Raw genomic sequence first — 15,842 nt, 5'->3', positions numbered from 1 at the left:
ATCGCCGGTCGAGCAGCGGTAGGCAGCACAAACTCAGTACGGCGATTTTCATGATCGGTCCACACCACCGACTCACCCGAAACCACCAACCGCTGTGCCAGTGAATGGCTCCAGCCAAACCCCAACCCGCCATCCACTTCCACTGCACTGGTGCGATAAAGCCGCGTCCATTCAAACGGCAAGACCCCATCCAACGTGCCATCAGTGAGGGTCAGCAATTCCTCGCCGGTAACCATCGACACCGGGCAACCATTGGTAACGGTTTTGTCCGCCGCAGCTGCAGCATCGCCATTGAGGTTCTTGCCCGAAGCCGGCACATCATCAACGTGTTCTTTTTGTTTCAGCACCGCGTTCTGCCGCGCCCGCCAGCGCATTTGCAGCGTGCCTTGCTTCAACCCGCCAACCACACCGCGAACCGCCACCGCCTTGTAACGGTCCACCGCCTGCATGAATGTGGTCAGCATCCCGAGCAGGCTCCTGACAAAACCCACCGCGGCCTCCAGCACCCGCGCGCCGTATTTGGCCAGCCGCAAGCCGAGATAAGCCACGCCCGCCGCCGGTAACGCGATGGTCAGTACTGCGCCGATCACCAGATCAATCAGCAGCGACACTACAAACCCTGCCGCTGTCTCCGCGATTTCGCCGGGTGGCAGCGCGTCCAGCCACAGCATCGCGGTGCGCAATATCAGGCAGAGCGCGGCCTCATCGCTGGCCAGTAACATGGCCTGTTCCATGACCTTGGGCGCATCGGTAGCCAACTGCGCCAACTTGGCGGCCTGGGCGCCGAGTTGCTCAGCGAATTTCAGCGGGTCTTCAAGAATCGCCTGAACCAGCTTGATGCTGTCCCACACGTCGCGGACTGCCGCCCAACTGCCCGCCAGTACGCCGCTGCCTATCGCGCTGGTGGTCGATTGCTGCCAATAGGGTTTGAAATCTTTCCACTGCTCGCGCAGCCAGTGCTCCAGATCGGCCGTCAGCCCTGCGTAAGAGGCAAACAGCGCGTCCACTTGCTGCGTAGAAACGCCGCCCTGTACCCGCACCTGATAGCGCCCGCCAGCGGCGCAAAAATGCGAGCCCTTGCCGTGCTCATCGAGCATGACAAGCGTGGAACTGCCGTCATCCAGCCCGATAACCTCAACGGGGATATCGCCGATCGGCACGTCATACACCGATTCGAACAGGCTCTGGATTTTCAGCTCGCCGCCCGCCGGGCACTGGGCCACGGTGGAAAAGCCCATGTCAGTCATACTCACGGACTGCTGCACATCGCCAACCCGCAGCACGCGGTCCATGCCCAGCAGCGACGGCATGTCCGCCGCATGGCTGAGCGTATCCAGTGCCCGCGCATACCAGGCGCCCATCTGCTGGCGGTACTCCGCCAGGCTCTGATGAAAGCCATTGAGCTCATGTTCGATAAAGGCGATGTGGGCGGCGTTGGTCATCCGTGACGTCTCGGCAAAAAGGGCAAGGCGTCGGAGTCTGCTGCAGGAAAAAGCCGCTGGACGAATGGTTGGAAAAATCAGAATGGGATGACGCGGGACGGGTAAAAACCGCGAAAAACTATCCCGAAGGACTACGCGAAAAAGCGACCCGGCTCATTGCAATAAAGGCATGCAAATAAAAATGACTCTCATCCTTGCCCGATTTGGCGACATGGCCGTCATGGTTAATAGAACCTCCATTACGCAGGATTTCCCATGTCGCGCCTTGCTCGTCCCTCGCACCCACTGGCCCTGTCAGTGGCGATGGCTTTTGCCGCTGTGCCGTTGTTCGTCGTCCAGCCATCCTTTGCCGAAGAAACCGGCAGCACGTTGCGCCGGTTCTCGATTCCCGCCGGAGACTTGAGCCAATCCCTCAATAGCCTTGCCGAGCAGGCCGGGCTGGTACTGGCGTTTGATGCAGGCTTGACGCGCGGCAAGCACAGCAACGGTGTGAGCGGGCAATACGACACCGACGTGGCACTCGCGCAATTGCTCGCGGGCAGTGGCTTGCAGGCCGTGGAGATCTCCGTCGACCGTTACCGCCTCGAAGCGATCCCGAACGATGGCGGCGCCATGCAGTTGCAGGCCACCACCATCAGCGGCGCCTACCAGAGCGAAAGCCCGACCGGGCCGGTGGCGGGTTATGTCGCCACCCGCAGCCTGTCGGGCACCAAGACCGATACCGCGCTGATCGAGACGCCGCAGTCGATTTCGGTGGTCACCAAGGACCAGATGCGTGCGCAAAACGCCGAAAGCCTCAACCAGATCCTGCGCTACAGCGCTGCCGTGGTGCCGGAGACCCGTGGCGCCACGGCGTCGCGTCTTGATCAGTTGACCATTCGTGGTTTCGCCCCGGCTACCTACCTCGATGGCTTGCGCATGCCGTCAAGCCGGGATGCCTTGCCGCAGAAAGACGCCTTCGACCTGGAGCGCGTCGAAGTGTTGCGCGGCCCGGCCTCTGTGTTGTACGGGCAGGGCACGCCAAGCGGGGTGATCAACATGGTCACCAAACGGCCACTGGACACGCCGTTTCATGAAATCGGCGTGGAGTACGGCACCTTCAACAAGAAGCGCACCACCTTCGATCTGAGCGGCCCGCTTGATGATCAAGGTGTGTATGCCTACCGCGTGGCGGGGTTGTTCGATGACGCCGATGGCCAGGTCGAACACACCGAAACCCGCCGCCAGTCGCTGTCCAGTGCCTTCACCTGGCGCCCGGACGATGCCACCTCGCTGACCTTGCTCGGGCATTTCCAGAAAGACCCGAAAGGCGCGTCCTACGGCTCGGTGCCGGCCTGGGGCTCGGTGCTGCGCAGCCCTACGGGACGCAAGATCGATGTGGACTTCTATGACGGTGAAAAGAACTTCGAGAAAAGCGACCGCGAGCATTACTCCCTCGGCTATGCCTTCGAACATCACTTCAACGACGTGTGGACGGTGCGTCAGAACGCCCGCTACCTGCGCGCCGAGGGGGTCTATCGCAGTATCTATAATAGCTACCTGATGGGCGACTACCGCACCTCCAAGCGCTCGACCATCGCTGCCGATGTGGACATGGATGCCTACACCCTCGATAACCAGGTGCAGGCCAAGTTCGACACCGGGCCGTTGCAGCACACGCTGTTGATGGGGCTCGATTACCAGAACACTCGCACCGACACCAAGACTGGCTATGGCAGTGGCCCGGACCTGGATATCTTCGACCCGGTTTACGGCGCGCCGGTCACCACGCCCGCGTTCATCACCGACGCCACGGCGCGCAGCGAGCAGACCGGTGTTTACCTGCAAGAGCAAATGAAGTGGGACCAATGGGTGCTGTTGCTCGGTGGTCGCTATGACTGGGCCAGCACCGACAGCACCACCAAAACCATCAGCTCCGGCGCCAAGAGCAAGTCGTCGCTGGACAGCAAGGCGTTTACCGGACGGGTCGGCCTGGTCTACCTGTTCGATAACGGCCTGGCGCCGTATGCCAGCTATGCGGAGTCGTTCAACCCGCAATCGGGCACCGGTTACGGCGGTTCGGTGTTCAAGCCCACCGAAGGCAAACAGTATGAAATCGGCATCAAGTACCAGCCGCCGGGCAGCAACAGCTTTATCACCGCAGCGATTTTCGACCTGCGTCAATCCAACGTACCGACCATGGACCCGGACCCAACCCACCTGTGCGGCAGTGGCCGCTGCCAGATCCAGGACGGCGAACAACAGTCCCGTGGCTTTGAACTGGAAGGCAAGGCCAGCCTGAACGACAACCTGGACATTACCGCGGCTTATGCCTATCTGGACAACCGCGCGAGCAAATCCAACAGCACCGTTCGCTACGCGCCGATCAGCGATGTCGGCACCGGGCCGGCGGTTCCCGTTGAGGGCACCACCACCTACGGCGTGCCGCGCCATACCGCCTCTGCGTGGGCCGACTACACCTTCCACGACGGCCGGCTCAAGGGCTTTGGCGTGGGCGCCGGCGCGCGGTATGTGGGGTCGTCCTGGGGCGATACCGCCAACACCCTGAAAGTGCCGGGTTACACCTTGATGGATGCGGCGCTGCACTACGACATTCCGAATATCGCCAACCCCACGGACAACCTGCGCCTGGCGCTGAACGCTACCAACCTGGCGAACAAGGAATACGTGGCCTCGTGCTACTCCTATTCGTGGTGCTGGTATGGCTCGCAACGCACCGTGCAGGCGAGCGCCACCTACCAGTGGTAGTAATTGCCGATAAGGCAATTTAATGGCCCCTTTGTAACAAAATCCCCGCCAAAATCACTTTTATTTTCAGGTGGTTAGGTGGGGATGCAAATGCGCACTGTTGGAATGATGCTGATCGCCTGTTCCCTGGTCGGCGGCGCGGCGAGCGTGCAGGCCCGAGAGTTGCGCGAGGGCGACAAGTACATGTGCAGTTGGGGCGCCGGCACCGCCGCCAGGGCTCAGGAACTCAAGCTGTCGGGCGTGTCGCTGTATGCCGCGCGCCAGAAGATCCAGACCATCAAGTTCAGCAAGTCGTGGATGCGCATGATGGCCATGGGCATCACCGAGCAGACCTACGACAGCCGCTCACGGCTCAAGCCCGAAGTCATCCGCAAGAGTTTTTACCAGGACTGCCTGCGCTACAAAGTGGCGCGTAAATGATCGCTTCGCCGTTTCAGCGTGACAGCGGCGAACCGGCGTCCTCCTGGAAAAACGCTCGGGCTATTTCGATAAAACGCCGATTGGCCTGCGACAGGTACTCATTAGCGCGCCAGCACAGGTTGAAGTGCATGAACTGCGCGGGCTCGAAGGAAACACCCACCAGTCCCGCTTCCTGGATTTAAACCGAACGCAAGAGGGTGGACGCGCCCATGCCGTTGCGCGTGGCGGCGATCACCAGCGGCACGAAGTTGCTTTCCAGGGCAATGCTGAACTGCACGCTGGCGTTGCTGCAAAAAGTATCCAGCAGGTGGCGTTGCAGGAACGTGTTGTCGAACACCAGCATGGCCTGGCCCTGCAAGCGTTCTGCCGGGATTGAGGCGAACCCGGCCAATGCATGCTCCTGGTTCATGCACAGCACCATCTCATCACTGCCGAGCCATTCCGATTGCCACTGCGGATTGACCCGCCGTGACTCCAGCAGCGCCACGTCAATGTTGCGTGTGGCCAGGCGTTCGCTGATGTCATCGGCACTGCCCTCCACCACATGCATGGCAATCCCCGGATAGCGCGCGCGAAACTGCATCAGCAATTCGGGAATATGCCGGATGCCGTACATGGGCGGCACGCCGACGCGGATTTCGCCGCTGTGCAATTGGTCCAGGTCCTGCAGTTCACGGCGGGCGCCGGCAAGCCCCTGCAAACATTTTTCGGCGTGGGCCAGAAACAGTTGGCCTTCGGCCGTGACACTGATCTGGCGCGTGGCCCGGTTGAACAGCGCCACCCCCAGCTCATCTTCCAAGCGACTGACCGCCATGCTCAGGGCCGGCTGTGCTACGTGCAAGGCCTGCGCGGCTTTAGTGAAACTGCCTTGGCGAGCAATCTCTACGCAGTACTCCAGCGCTTTAAGATTCATAGAGCTCACATAACAAAGAATGATAACAGGCTTCACAAATGGATATTTTTTGTGATGAGCGCAAGTCTATAACCTGTCGTCATTCTTCTCCATGCCGGATTTCATCATGCCCCGTGACCCTCGCTTTTACTGGCCTGTAACGCTGATCGTCGGGGCTTTGGGCGGCAGCCTTGCCCACTGGGCGGGGTGGCCTTTGCCTTGGGTGATAGGTTCATTGCTGGCAGTGTTGCTGACACGTTGCGGCGGCGGCCCGATACCGCAAGTACCTCACGGGCGCAAGGCCGGGCAGTTGATTGTGGCGGTGGCCATCGGTTGCCACTTCACGTTGCCGGTCATGCAGGAAGTGGCGGCCCACTTTGGCTTGATCGGCATGGCCGTCCTGCTGACGCTGGTGCTGGCACTGTGCTCGGTATTGGTCTTGCATCGGTGGGGCGTACCGCTGCCCACCGCATTTTTCGCCTTGATGCCTGCCAATTCCACCGAGATGGTGCACCTGGGCCAGCAGCGCCAGGCCGACCCCCGTTTCATCGCCGCCGCCCACAGTCTGCGGTTGTTGCTCATTCTGCTGGCAGTGCCTGCTGTTGCGAAGTTTGGTGTGGCACATAGCGTTGCGCGCACGGCGTTGCCGGTGGTCTGGCCGTGGCTGATCTTCCTCCTGGCCATGGGCTTGCTGGCGGCGTTGGCGTTCAAACGTTGCAACCTGCCCAATCCCTGGACGTTTGGGCCGTTGTTGATCTGTGCGGTCGGCGTGGGTTGCAACAATCTGTCGATGAGCATGCCCATGTGGCTCAGTGGCTGCGGGCAACTGTTGATAGGGTGTGCGCTGGGCGCCACGTTCGACCGCGACTTTTTGCGCCGCGCCCCCGGTTTTCTGTTGAAGGTGCTGTTACTGCTGGCGGGCTCGGTGATTGCTACCGCACTGGCCGCATGGGGCCTGGGTGCCGGTTTGGGATTCTCGTGGTTGTCGCTGGCGCTGGGCATGATGCCCGGTAGCGCGCCGGAAATGAGCTTGACCGCCGAGGCGCTTGGGCTGGCAGTGACATTGGTGACGGCGATGCAGATTATCCGCATGTTACTGATCCAGGCCGCGTGCCTGCCGCTGTATCGCTTGCTTGATCGAGCGTTGCGGGCACAAACACCGGCCAGTGCAAAATCTGCGTAAGCCTGTCCAACTTTGCCTTGGCGCTGCTGGCCATACTGGCGCCAGGTAAACCAAGAGGCACAGGCCATGACTGATTACGTATTCACCCCCGCGCCAACACCATCCCTGGCCGTTCAGGGCGGCGACGCACGTTTCCCGCTGCGTCGCGTGTTCTGCGTGGGCCGCAACTACAGTGAACACGCCCGCGAAATGGGGCACGACCCGGATCGCGAACCGCCATTTTTCTTTATGAAACCGGCGGATGCGGTGGTGCCGGCCGAAGGCGTGATCGCCTACCCGCCGCTGACTGCCGACCTGCACCATGAGGTGGAACTGGTGGTGGCAATCGGCAAGGGCGGGGTGGATATCAGTCCTGACGACGCTTTGTCCCACGTATGGGGGTATGGCGTCGGCATCGACTTGACCCGTCGCGACCTGCAGGCCGAGGCGAAAAAGCTCGCGCGCCCGTGGGAGTGGGGCAAGTCGTTCGATGAGTCGGCGCCCAGCACCGCTTTGCAACCGGCGAGCGTCATCGGTCACCCGGCCAGCGGCAAGATCTGGCTCAAGGTCAATGGTGAGCAGCGCCAGGTCGGCGACCTGGCTGACCTGATCTGGTCGGTGAGTGAAATTATCAGCTACGCCTCAGCATCCGTGGCGCTCAAGGCCGGTGACCTGATCTTTACCGGCACCCCGGCAGGCGTCGGCGCGTTGCAGCGTGGAGACGTGGTGACCGCCGGCATCGACGGCATCGGCGAGTTGAGTTTCACCCTCAGCCAGGGTTGAGGCTAAAGTGGTGCCCAGGCCATTCGAGAGACCGTTATGCCAGGCACCCGCGTCACCACCTATGGCATGGAACAACGCAGCGACCGCCCCGACTTCTATATCCGCGACAAGCGCGGGCGGGCGGCGCTGACCAGCCCGCATCGGCATGAGTACTTCCAGATCCAGATCAACCTGGGCGGCGACACCGTGCAACATATCGGCGGCGCGGTGCGTCCGTTCCCGCACAAAGCCATGGCGTTTATCTTGCCCCATCGCCTGCATGTGATTCCCCACCCGCAAGACGGCGAGTTCATGCTGATCAACTTCAGCCAGGCGTTCTTCCTGCCGCAGTTGACCTGCGACCCGCTGGACCTGGAAGACATCCCCATCAGCCAGGCGCCGGAGCTGTCACCGTTTCGTTTTCAGGAGCACCTGGACTTCATCCTTGACGACGCGGACTTTGAGCAAGTGCACACCTGGCTCGGCCATATGCGCACGCTGGACGCCCAGCGCACCTTCGGCGCCCGTGAGCGCTTGAAAGGCTACTTGTTCCAACTGGTCGGGTTGGTTTGCCAGCAGTACGCCGAACCCTTGCAGGCGTTTGCTGCCAATAACGCCACCCGGCGCGGACGCAAAGACGCCCTGGCACGGGTGCACGGCTACATTCGCGAGCATCTGTACGAGCCGGGCCTCAATCTTACTGACGCGGCGGCCGCTGCCTTCCTGTCACCCAACTACCTCACCCATTTGCTGCGCAAAGAAACCGGCAAACCCTTCTCCCAGTGGGTGCTCGACCGCCGCATGCAATTGGCGCGCACCTTATTGCTCAACACGGCGCAGATGATCGGTGCCGTTGCCCTGCGTTGCGGGTTTACTGACGAAGCGTACTTCTCCCGCTGTTTTCGCAAGGCCCATGGCCTGGCGCCAGGGCAGTTTCGGCGACAACAACAGACAAAACCCCTGTAGCCGAACGCCTTCTCTTACAAATCCACGACAATCTATGTGTTTCTATTTACATACAATTGCGTGCATCCCCGGAGGAGGCATCTATGCAAACCCTTATTCGGCTGGCGACGCTGGCGGATATCGACACGTTGTTCGCCATTCGCACCGCCGTGGTGCAGAACCACTTGAGCCGTGAGCAGATGGCGGATCTGGGCATTACCCCACAGGTGCTGGCCGACAGCATCCGTGAAGCGCCGTGCGTGTGGCTGGCAGAAGTGGCGGGTGAGCCGGCGGCTTTTTCGATGGTCAATTTTGACAGCGGCGAGGTTTTTGCGATGTTCGTACTGCCCGCCCATGAAGGCCGGGGCCTGGGCCGCCAACTGATGGCGGTGGCTGAAGCCGCGCTGTTTGAGCACTACTCGACGCTGTACCTGATCACCGACGGGCGCGATGAGATCCGCGCCAACGGGTTCTATCAACGGCTGGGCTGGACGCAGGTGGGTCGGGTCGAGGGCGACGATGTGCGGTATGAAAAGAGCAGGGCACCTTAACTCATGAACCCGGCAGAATCCCCGTCCTCCAACGGCCTTCGCTATGCGGCGATGGGGGTTGTGTGCGCTGCGGTGCTGCTGGGCGTCTTGTTTATGCGTTTCAATGCTCAGGTCGACCTGGAACGGCAAGAGGCCGCCGAACGCTTGGTGCTGTGCCAACATCTTGAAAGTGTGGCCCGCGCTACTTCGACGTCCGGTCTGGAACTGCTTGAAGCCTGTAAGCAACTCAAAAAGCGATACAGCGAGAGTGTCGCGCCGTTATGAGTAATAACCCCATTTGAATAATGGATATAGAGCCACGAAGTGATCAGGGTTATAGCAGTTTATTGCACCAAAAAGTGGCACTTGTTTGCTTGGCTACCTTAAAAATCATGTGGTTATTGAATGACTTACGCGGCTTTTAATCCGACGAAAGGAATAAAATAATCTTGTTACAGGTTTTTACAGTCGTTACTATAGCCGGGCGTTCACCTCCCACGGTTTATGCATTTTTAAATCCCAAGTTTCCATCAGCTACTTGGGATTTTTTTTGCCCGCAATTTGACCTCGCGTCACACTTGACTGTCGGCAAACTCTGCGCGCATGCGTCCATTGCGTTTGGCCTGATACAGCAACTTGTCGACCGACTCGACGAACGCCAGCAGGTCGCTGTTGGGCGTCACGGTACGCGTGCCCACCCCCAGGCTCAGGCTCAGCAAGTTGGAAACCGGCGAAACGGCGTGTTCGATCTGCTGCTGGCAAATCAAGTGCAGGCAGCGTTGCGCTACTTGCCTGGCCGAGGCTGCATCGGTTTCAGGCAGCAACCACACAAATTCCTCGCCGCCGATACGCGCAATGAAATCCCGCGGCCGGTTAGCCGCCAACGACAAGGTGCGCGCCACCTGGCGCAAGGCTTCATCGCCCTTGATATGGCCGTAGTGGTCGTTGTACTGCTTGAAAAAGTCGATATCCAGAATGATCAACGACAGCGGCAACTGGCTGCGCAGCGCGCTGGCCCATTCGCGCTCGAGCACGGTGTCGAACATGCGGCGGTTGGCGATGCCGGTCAGGCCGTCCTGGAAGGAGTATTCCTCCAGTTGCTTTTGCAGGCGAATCAAGTGCTCTTCGGTCTTCTTGCGCTCGCTGATATCGAACATAAAGCCGATCAAGGCTTGGACTTCATCGTCCTTGCGCACCACGTGCACCACATCGCGGATCCACACATAGTCGCCGTTGACCGTCAGTGCGCGGTAGTCGGCCTCGTGGTCCACGCCGGCGCGCGATTGCGACACGCAAAAGTTCACCACGTATTCACGGTCGTCCGGGTGCATGCGTTCGACCCAGTCGTCCACGCTCACCCAGCTTTGCGGGCTCCAGCCCAGCAGCGCTTCGATCTGCGGGCCGATGTAGCTGAACGTCATGCTCTGCCATTCGATGCGCCACGGGATGGCGTTGGTCGACTCCAGCAGGGTTTTGTACACGTCGCTGTCGGGCTGGCTCGGAGGAACGATGCTCATGGCGGTCGGCTCGGGATGATGGCGAAAAGCCAAGAGCGTCTTTTGATACAGATCGTGAGTCAAGCCCTTGCCAAAGCAGCAGACGAGAGGTCGTGTGCTGGGTTTCTGACGCCAGTGCACCAGCGTTTACAGGGCGAAATGCGGCACAGGTATCACTTTTGAATTAATTGTTCAGTAGCAGGCAAATCCTTATCTATGCTGGTTGCATTACACCCACAGGGTAGGACCCAGGGACGGGGGCTCAGCATGATTGCGATCAATGAACTCAATAAGATCATGGCCTCAGGCTTCCTGCCGCTGGCTTGTGATTGCAGCCTTAACAGCGACGGTTCACTGCGCATCAGCGTGTTTGAGCCGGCGTCGGGTCGCGTCGATCTGCTGCTGACCCGGGTCTCGCCCCAAGGCCTGGACAGCATCCGTTCCATCTCAAACCTTATTGGCGAATTGCGCACCGAGATCAAGGCCGGGCGCCGTGGTTTTGCGGCGGTAGGTTAGCCGTTCACGGTGCTGGTTAAGGTGTCGACTGCGCCGTAGTAGCGCCAGCAGCAATGCCGGTGTTCAGGCAGGATCACGCAGCCGCTCAGGCTGACAATCAGCAGGGCGGCAACCAGCATAGAGAGTCGACGGGTCATGATATTTCCTCATTGTGTGTTCTGCGTTACGTCTTGAACGCAACCACCTGCACAAATCCGTCGCGATACTTTCAAACATTTCATCCAGCGCATTCATCCTCTGAGCAATACTTCCAGCGTCGAGAAAAAACTTGGGTTTCTCGCGACGGATTTCCCTGTGCCCAGCGTTCAACCCATCAGATGCGAACATTTTCGTCCGCCGTATGAAGGAGTTGCCATGAACCCACTGGCCAAATTGCGCTACGCCTTGCTGGTCCCGCTGGCCTTCGCCGCGCTTGTCAGCACCCCGACCTTCGCCCAGACCGAAGTGATCATTCGCCAGGCCCCACCGGCGGAGCGCGTCGAAGTGATCCCGGCTGAACGCGCAGGTTTCGTCTGGGACCGTGGCCATTGGCAATGGGAACGTGGCGCCTATGCCTGGGTGCCGGGCCACTGGCAGGAAGTGGTGCGTAACGCACGCTGGGAGCCTGGGCACTGGGAATCCCGTGGCCCCAACTGGTACTGGCGCGAAGGGCACTGGATCCGCTGAAACCTCTTAGCCCCCGGACCGAGTATTACCTGATTGAAAGACACTGATCCGGACGTTGAGCTACTGGCACGTATCGGCAACAACGAACCTGCGGCCGTCAACGAAATGGTGACGCGCAAGCTGCCGCGCCTGCTTGCGCTTGCCGCTCGGCTGTTGGGGGATGCCGACGAAGCCAAGGACGTGGCCCAGGAAAGCTTCCTGCGCATCTGGCGCCAGGCGGCCAACTGGCGCCCCGGCGAAGCGCGTTTTGACACCTGGCTGCACCGCGTGGCGCTCAACCTGTGCCATGACCGCTTGCGCCGGCGCAAGGAACGCCCGTTGAATGAGGACGAGGCGCTGGAACTGGCGGACAGCGCACCCTCGCCGGATGAACAGTTGGAAACGGCGGACCGCAGCGCCAGGATGGCCGCCGCCCTGGCGAGCTTGCCCGAGCGCCAGCGTGAAGCCATTGTGCTGCAGTACTACCAGGAGCTGTCGAACATCGACGCCGCGGCCCTGATGAACATCAGCGTCGAGGCACTGGAGAGCCTGTTGTCGCGGGCCCGACGCCAGTTGCGCAGCCAACTTGCCGACACACCCGGGCTCGCCCGCCCAGGAAGGGGAAAACCATGACACCTGAACGCTTTGCGCACTTGGCTGACGCCTACGGTGCCAGCCTGCATCGCTGGCCCAGCGCCGAACGAGCCGCTGCCCAGGCATTGCTCGACAGCGGCAACCCTCAAGCCCGCGAGGCATTGCGCGAGGTCGGTTGGCTCGATGCCCGGTTGGACAGCCACCCGCTTGTGTTCAACGAACCGGCCCTTGCGCGACAGATTTGCGAGTCTGCGCCGCGACGGCCGTCGTTCTGGTCGCGCTATGCCAACTGGCTGTCGCCCGCCGGGTTGGTGGGCGTGGGCATTGCCGGCATCGCCGCCGGAGTACTGGTGGCGTCGCTGAGTGTGCCGTTGCCGATGCTGTCATCCGACGTGCTGCCCAGCGTCTTCGATCAGGGCGACGCCGATGTCGTCTTCACCGTCAACGCCGAGGAAACCGAGCAATGACCCCCACATCCCTTAAACCCTGGCTGGTCTTTTCGGTATTGCTCAACGTGTTTTTGATCGGCGGTGTGGGCGGCGGCCTCTATCACTGGATGGCCACTGCCAAGCCCGCTGAAGCGGTGGTTAACCAGCACGGTCTGCGCCAGGCGATGATCAAGTTGCCGATGGAGCGGCGCAAGGAATTGCGTCAGTTGCTGCGCCACAACCGCGCCGACAGCCAGCCGCTGATCATGGCCGGTCGCGAAGCACGCCTGGGGGTGATCAAGCAGCTCGAAGCGCCGACGCTGGATCGTGAGGCACTGGTGACTGAACTGGCCAAGGCCCGCGAGGCGGATGCGGCGCTCAGAGCATTGGTGGACGCGACGCTGGCGCAGTTCGCGAGCAATTTGCCCCAGGATGAGCGGCAGAAACTGGTCGAGGCGCTGTACCAGCGTGGGCAGGCCAAAAACCGCGTTCTTGAGCGGTTGCCCACATCTAGCTGATGCAATGCCATCCAGGTGTGGGAGCTGGCTTGCCTGCGATGCAGACACCTCGGTACATCAGGTACACCGAGTTGATGCTATCGCAGGCAAGCCAGCTCCCACATCTTTAACCGAGTGAGGCTTCAATAGCTTTACCGGTCCGCTATTCTGTGGGAGCTGGCTTGTCGAATCGTCGCACCGCTGCGATGCAGGCGCCTCGGTCTATCTGGCTTTAAGCGGCAGCAGAGGAGAGCGTGATCCAGTACGCGTTGGGTGGGGCGGGATTTGCAGCCGCTGCCGCGTTCGTCAAATCCTTTGTCGAACGGCAGAGCAGGGAATCAGAGGCGGCGCACGAAGGACTTGACGATGTGCCGGGTGGCATCTGTGGTGTCTAGCTCGTCTATGGCGCCATAGGCGTGCCACCGGCAGTCAATGATCTCGTTGCAAGGGCGCGCCTCGCTGATGTTGACCACCGAGGCCTCGAACACGTGATGTACGGTGTCGCGGGCCTTCAGCTCCTGCAAGTACAACAAACCATCCACATTCAACCCGGTTTCTTCTTCCAGCTCGCGTGCGGCGGCGCCGACCGGGCGCTCGTCACGCTCGACCTTGCCGCCCGGCAGCGCCCATTTGGAGCGGGCCTTGCGCACGAAGAGGATATGCCCCTCGTGTTCACAAATAACGGTTGCACGGATTTTCAATGTCTACACCTGCCTGGCTCAGCGACTGTCATGAAAGTGTAATGCAATTGTCATGCTGATTGAGGCTGGCATGCACCAGCGGTGATGTGGATACTGCCCCCTTGATGAAAACGGACGAGGACAACTGATGAATACCGTACGTTGGGGCATGATTGGCTGTGGCAGCGTCACTGAACTCAAGAGTGGACCCGCTTTCTACAAAGCGCCAGGTTCGGCGCTGGTGGCCGTGATGGGGCGCCGTGAAGAAGCGGTGCGTGATTATGCGGCACGCCACGGCATTGCCCGCTTCTATACCGACGCCCAGGCCTTGATCGACGACCCCGAAGTGGACGCGGTGTACATCGCCACACCGCCCGACAGCCACCTCGAATACAGCTTGATGGTGGCGGCAGCCGGCAAGCATTGCTGCGTCGAAAAGCCCATGTCGCTGAATGCCGAGCAGAGCGCCTTGATGCAGCGCACCTTCGAGCGGGCGGGGCTGCATCTGTTTGTTTCCTATTACCGCCGTTCGTTGCCGCGCTTCCAGCAAATACGCGACTGGCTGCAGGCCGGGCGCATCGGCGACTTGCGCCAGGTGACCTGGAGCTTGTGCAAGCCGCCGGCCGCCGCCGATGCCAGCGCTGCCAACTGGCGCACCGACCCGACCATTGCCGGTGGCGGCTACTTTGCCGACCTGGCCAGCCATGGGTTTGATTTGTTCCAGTACCTGGCCGGCGATATCGTCGAGGTCACCGGGTTTACCGCACGACAGGCCGGCAATTACGCCGCGGAAGATGCGGTAACGGCCTGCTGGACCTTCGCAAACGGCGCGCTGGGCATGGGCTGCTGGAACTTTGTCGCCGACCGGCGCGAAGACCATGTGGAGTTGATCGGCAGCCGTGGCCGCATCACCTTTGCCGTGTTTGAAGACCAGCCGTTACGCCTGGAAAGTGAGGTGGATGAGGTGCTGGAAATAGCCTGCCATGAACATATCCAGTGGCATCACGTACTGGCCATGAATGCGCATATTCGTGGCGAAGCCGAACATCCGTCACTGGCGATCGAGGCGCTGAAGACCGACCGGATCCTGGATAAGGTATTACAACGAAACCCCAATTTGCCCGGTTAATCGCGATATACCGGTGTTTTCTCTAAGGAATGGGCAAATGAAATATTGGATGCTGTTGTGGCTGTTACTGGCCACGAATGTGTTGGCGGCTCCGCGTAGCCAAGGGACGCCTGGGGAGTTTGATTTTTATGTGTTGTCGTTGTCATGGTCGCCGACGTTCTGCCTGACCAACCCCGGCAACGAGCAATGCACGGGCAAGGGCTACGGGTTTGTGCTGCACGGGCTTTGGCCGCAGTACGCCAAAGGCGGCTGGCCCGCGTCGTGCGATAAGCAGTCGCGGTTGTCGGCGGCCGACCTGGCCAAAGGCGCATTGATCTTCCCCACGCAGGCCTTGCTCAAGCACGAGTGGGCCAAGCACGGCACCTGCAGCGGGCTGGACGCTTCGCGTTACCTTGAGGCCACCGATACAGCCTTGGCCAACGTGCAGATTCCGCAGCAGTTACAGCCGTTCAATGTGCCCGGTTACATGAATGCACAAGCGATCGAAAGCCTGTTCCGCCAGAGCAACCCGGCCATGGGCAACCATGGCATGGCGGTCATCTGCAAAGGCAAGGTGCTGTCTGAAGTACGCGTGTGCCTGAGCAAAGAGCTGCGTTTTGCCGGCTGCCCGCGCAGTGTTAAAACCCAGTGCAAGGGCGGCGATATCCGCATTCCGGTTCAACGCTGATCAACTGTCCGGGCGCAACGCGATGGCGGCAGGCGCCGTTGCACTCGACGCGCCGCTGCGATCGGCCAGGTAACGCGCCGGCGGTTGGCCCACCGCCTTACGGAACATGGTGATAAAACCGCTGGCATTCTCGTAACCCAGGCCCAGCGCTCGGACGTGCTGGTGGCGCCCACGGCCACCACTGCGCGCGGAATCAGGTCGGCATCCCTGGACCGGGGCAGGTCGCGTTTTGCGAGGCGGTGACGTTGCATCGCGGGTTCGCTCTTTGGCCGAATTGCGAAACATTCTG

The 15,842-nt window shown here is 60.7% G+C and carries 18 protein-coding genes and 2 pseudogenes; 14 read left to right on the top strand and 6 right to left on the bottom strand.

The window, feature by feature from the left end; all coding sequences use genetic code 11:
• Nucleotides 1-1,442 (bottom strand): DUF6531 domain-containing protein (locus AOA59_RS24905; RefSeq protein ID WP_256593115.1); only part of this gene is annotated, 1,442 nt, incomplete at its 3' end.
• A gap of 255 nt (nt 1,443-1,697) precedes the next feature.
• Between AOA59_RS24905 and AOA59_RS24900 the strand changes: the two genes are divergently transcribed.
• The gene (locus AOA59_RS24900; protein ID WP_099489423.1) at nt 1,698-4,190 is read left to right on the top strand and encodes a TonB-dependent siderophore receptor; all 2,493 of its coding nucleotides are present in this window, start codon (nt 1,698-1,700) and stop codon (nt 4,188-4,190) included.
• 90 nt (nt 4,191-4,280) lie between these two features.
• Nucleotides 4,281-4,610, top strand: coding sequence for a hypothetical protein (locus AOA59_RS24895; RefSeq protein ID WP_099489443.1), 330 nt, complete (start codon nt 4,281-4,283; stop codon nt 4,608-4,610).
• A 13-nt stretch (nt 4,611-4,623) separates the two neighbouring features.
• Here AOA59_RS24895 and AOA59_RS24890 read toward each other — a convergent pair.
• Nucleotides 4,624-5,523 (bottom strand): annotated as a pseudogene (locus tag AOA59_RS24890) (LysR family transcriptional regulator).
• A 106-nt stretch (nt 5,524-5,629) separates the two neighbouring features.
• Between AOA59_RS24890 and AOA59_RS24885 the strand changes: the two are divergent.
• From AOA59_RS24885 to AOA59_RS24865, 5 genes are all read left to right on the top strand, one after another.
• On the top strand, nt 5,630-6,685 hold the full coding sequence (locus tag AOA59_RS24885; RefSeq protein WP_256593112.1) for an AbrB family transcriptional regulator: 1,056 nt from the start codon (nt 5,630-5,632) through the stop codon (nt 6,683-6,685).
• A gap of 66 nt (nt 6,686-6,751) precedes the next feature.
• Nucleotides 6,752-7,447 (top strand): fumarylacetoacetate hydrolase family protein, encoded by a 696-nt coding sequence (locus tag AOA59_RS24880; RefSeq protein WP_099489421.1) that lies wholly within the window; start codon nt 6,752-6,754, stop codon nt 7,445-7,447.
• A 36-nt stretch (nt 7,448-7,483) separates the two neighbouring features.
• Nucleotides 7,484-8,392, top strand: a complete 909-nt coding sequence (locus tag AOA59_RS24875) for an AraC family transcriptional regulator (protein WP_099489420.1) — start codon at nt 7,484-7,486, stop codon at nt 8,390-8,392.
• Between the two features lie 83 nt (nt 8,393-8,475).
• Nucleotides 8,476-8,922 carry a GNAT family N-acetyltransferase gene (locus AOA59_RS24870; protein WP_099489419.1) on the top strand — a complete coding sequence of 149 codons (447 nt, stop codon included), beginning with the start codon at nt 8,476-8,478 and terminating at the stop codon, nt 8,920-8,922.
• A gap of 3 nt (nt 8,923-8,925) precedes the next feature.
• Nucleotides 8,926-9,186 carry a hypothetical protein gene (locus tag AOA59_RS24865; RefSeq protein ID WP_056859792.1) on the top strand — a complete coding sequence of 87 codons (261 nt, stop codon included), beginning with the start codon at nt 8,926-8,928 and terminating at the stop codon, nt 9,184-9,186.
• A gap of 287 nt (nt 9,187-9,473) precedes the next feature.
• On the opposite strand, the gene AOA59_RS24860 is transcribed toward AOA59_RS24865, so the two are convergent.
• Nucleotides 9,474-10,418, bottom strand: coding sequence for a sensor domain-containing diguanylate cyclase (locus tag AOA59_RS24860; RefSeq protein WP_099489418.1), 945 nt, complete (start codon nt 10,416-10,418; stop codon nt 9,474-9,476).
• A gap of 246 nt (nt 10,419-10,664) precedes the next feature.
• Between AOA59_RS24860 and AOA59_RS24855 the strand changes: the two genes are divergently transcribed.
• Nucleotides 10,665-10,913, top strand: coding sequence for a DUF1652 domain-containing protein (locus tag AOA59_RS24855; RefSeq protein ID WP_065912004.1), 249 nt, complete (start codon nt 10,665-10,667; stop codon nt 10,911-10,913).
• Here the strand turns inward: AOA59_RS24855 and AOA59_RS32715 are convergent.
• Nucleotides 10,910-11,050, bottom strand: coding sequence for a hypothetical protein (locus AOA59_RS32715; protein WP_178076285.1), 141 nt, complete (start codon nt 11,048-11,050; stop codon nt 10,910-10,912). The two genes, AOA59_RS24855 and AOA59_RS32715, sit on opposite strands and share 4 nt — an antisense overlap.
• Before the next feature lie 217 nt (nt 11,051-11,267).
• On the opposite strand from AOA59_RS32715, the gene AOA59_RS24850 reads away from it, so the two are divergent.
• The 4 genes from AOA59_RS24850 to AOA59_RS24835 are packed head-to-tail and all read left to right on the top strand — an operon-like array spanning nt 11,268 to nt 13,098.
• Entirely contained in the window at nt 11,268-11,579 is a 312-nt protein-coding gene (locus tag AOA59_RS24850; protein WP_069788783.1) for a YXWGXW repeat-containing protein, read from the top strand.
• Nucleotides 11,580-11,612: 33 nt separating this feature from the next.
• Complete coding sequence (locus AOA59_RS24845) at nt 11,613-12,191, top strand: RNA polymerase sigma factor (protein WP_099489417.1); 579 nt, start codon at nt 11,613-11,615, stop codon at nt 12,189-12,191.
• On the top strand, nt 12,188-12,619 hold the full coding sequence (locus AOA59_RS24840) for a hypothetical protein (protein ID WP_099489416.1): 432 nt from the start codon (nt 12,188-12,190) through the stop codon (nt 12,617-12,619). Before AOA59_RS24845 ends, AOA59_RS24840 begins: the two co-directional genes overlap by 4 nt.
• On the top strand, nt 12,616-13,098 hold the full coding sequence (locus AOA59_RS24835; RefSeq protein ID WP_099489415.1) for a periplasmic heavy metal sensor: 483 nt from the start codon (nt 12,616-12,618) through the stop codon (nt 13,096-13,098). Before AOA59_RS24840 ends, AOA59_RS24835 begins: the two co-directional genes overlap by 4 nt.
• 317 nt (nt 13,099-13,415) lie before the next feature.
• Here the strand turns inward: AOA59_RS24835 and AOA59_RS24830 are convergent, their stop codons facing one another.
• Complete coding sequence (locus tag AOA59_RS24830) at nt 13,416-13,778, bottom strand: NUDIX hydrolase (RefSeq protein ID WP_065912014.1); 363 nt, start codon at nt 13,776-13,778, stop codon at nt 13,416-13,418.
• Nucleotides 13,779-13,905: 127 nt separating this feature from the next.
• Between AOA59_RS24830 and AOA59_RS24825 the strand changes: the two genes are divergently transcribed.
• A complete protein-coding gene (locus AOA59_RS24825) occupies nt 13,906-14,886 on the top strand; it encodes a Gfo/Idh/MocA family protein (RefSeq protein ID WP_099489414.1) in 981 nt (326 codons plus the stop codon).
• A gap of 37 nt (nt 14,887-14,923) precedes the next feature.
• A complete protein-coding gene (locus AOA59_RS24820; protein ID WP_099489413.1) occupies nt 14,924-15,553 on the top strand; it encodes a ribonuclease T2 in 630 nt (209 codons plus the stop codon).
• Here the strand turns inward: AOA59_RS24820 and AOA59_RS24815 are convergent.
• Nucleotides 15,554-15,703 (bottom strand): annotated as a pseudogene (locus tag AOA59_RS24815) (AraC family transcriptional regulator); the annotation flags it as partial.
• Nucleotides 15,704-15,842: the final 139 nt, after the last annotated feature.

Source organism: Pseudomonas sp. 2822-15 (assembly GCF_002742515.1).
GTDB lineage: Bacteria > Pseudomonadota > Gammaproteobacteria > Pseudomonadales > Pseudomonadaceae > Aquipseudomonas > Aquipseudomonas salomonii.
The sequence above is the reverse complement of the archived record's forward strand: the minus strand, read 5'-3'. Positions and strand labels throughout refer to the sequence as shown.

Coding starts and splice junctions, on each gene's coding strand:
- AOA59_RS24900 (WP_099489423.1), top strand. CDS start 1,698: ATGTCGCGCCTTGCTCGTCCCTCGCACCCACTGGCCCTGTCAGTGGCG.
- AOA59_RS24895 (WP_099489443.1), top strand. CDS start 4,281: ATGCGCACTGTTGGAATGATGCTGATCGCCTGTTCCCTGGTCGGCGGC.
- AOA59_RS24885 (WP_256593112.1), top strand. CDS start 5,630: ATGCCCCGTGACCCTCGCTTTTACTGGCCTGTAACGCTGATCGTCGGG.
- AOA59_RS24880 (WP_099489421.1), top strand. CDS start 6,752: ATGACTGATTACGTATTCACCCCCGCGCCAACACCATCCCTGGCCGTT.
- AOA59_RS24875 (WP_099489420.1), top strand. CDS start 7,484: ATGCCAGGCACCCGCGTCACCACCTATGGCATGGAACAACGCAGCGAC.
- AOA59_RS24870 (WP_099489419.1), top strand. CDS start 8,476: ATGCAAACCCTTATTCGGCTGGCGACGCTGGCGGATATCGACACGTTG.
- AOA59_RS24865 (WP_056859792.1), top strand. CDS start 8,926: ATGAACCCGGCAGAATCCCCGTCCTCCAACGGCCTTCGCTATGCGGCG.
- AOA59_RS24860 (WP_099489418.1), bottom strand. CDS start 10,418: ATGAGCATCGTTCCTCCGAGCCAGCCCGACAGCGACGTGTACAAAACC.
- AOA59_RS24855 (WP_065912004.1), top strand. CDS start 10,665: ATGATTGCGATCAATGAACTCAATAAGATCATGGCCTCAGGCTTCCTG.
- AOA59_RS32715 (WP_178076285.1), bottom strand. CDS start 11,050: ATGACCCGTCGACTCTCTATGCTGGTTGCCGCCCTGCTGATTGTCAGC.
- AOA59_RS24850 (WP_069788783.1), top strand. CDS start 11,268: ATGAACCCACTGGCCAAATTGCGCTACGCCTTGCTGGTCCCGCTGGCC.
- AOA59_RS24840 (WP_099489416.1), top strand. CDS start 12,188: ATGACACCTGAACGCTTTGCGCACTTGGCTGACGCCTACGGTGCCAGC.
- AOA59_RS24835 (WP_099489415.1), top strand. CDS start 12,616: ATGACCCCCACATCCCTTAAACCCTGGCTGGTCTTTTCGGTATTGCTC.
- AOA59_RS24825 (WP_099489414.1), top strand. CDS start 13,906: ATGAATACCGTACGTTGGGGCATGATTGGCTGTGGCAGCGTCACTGAA.
- AOA59_RS24820 (WP_099489413.1), top strand. CDS start 14,924: ATGAAATATTGGATGCTGTTGTGGCTGTTACTGGCCACGAATGTGTTG.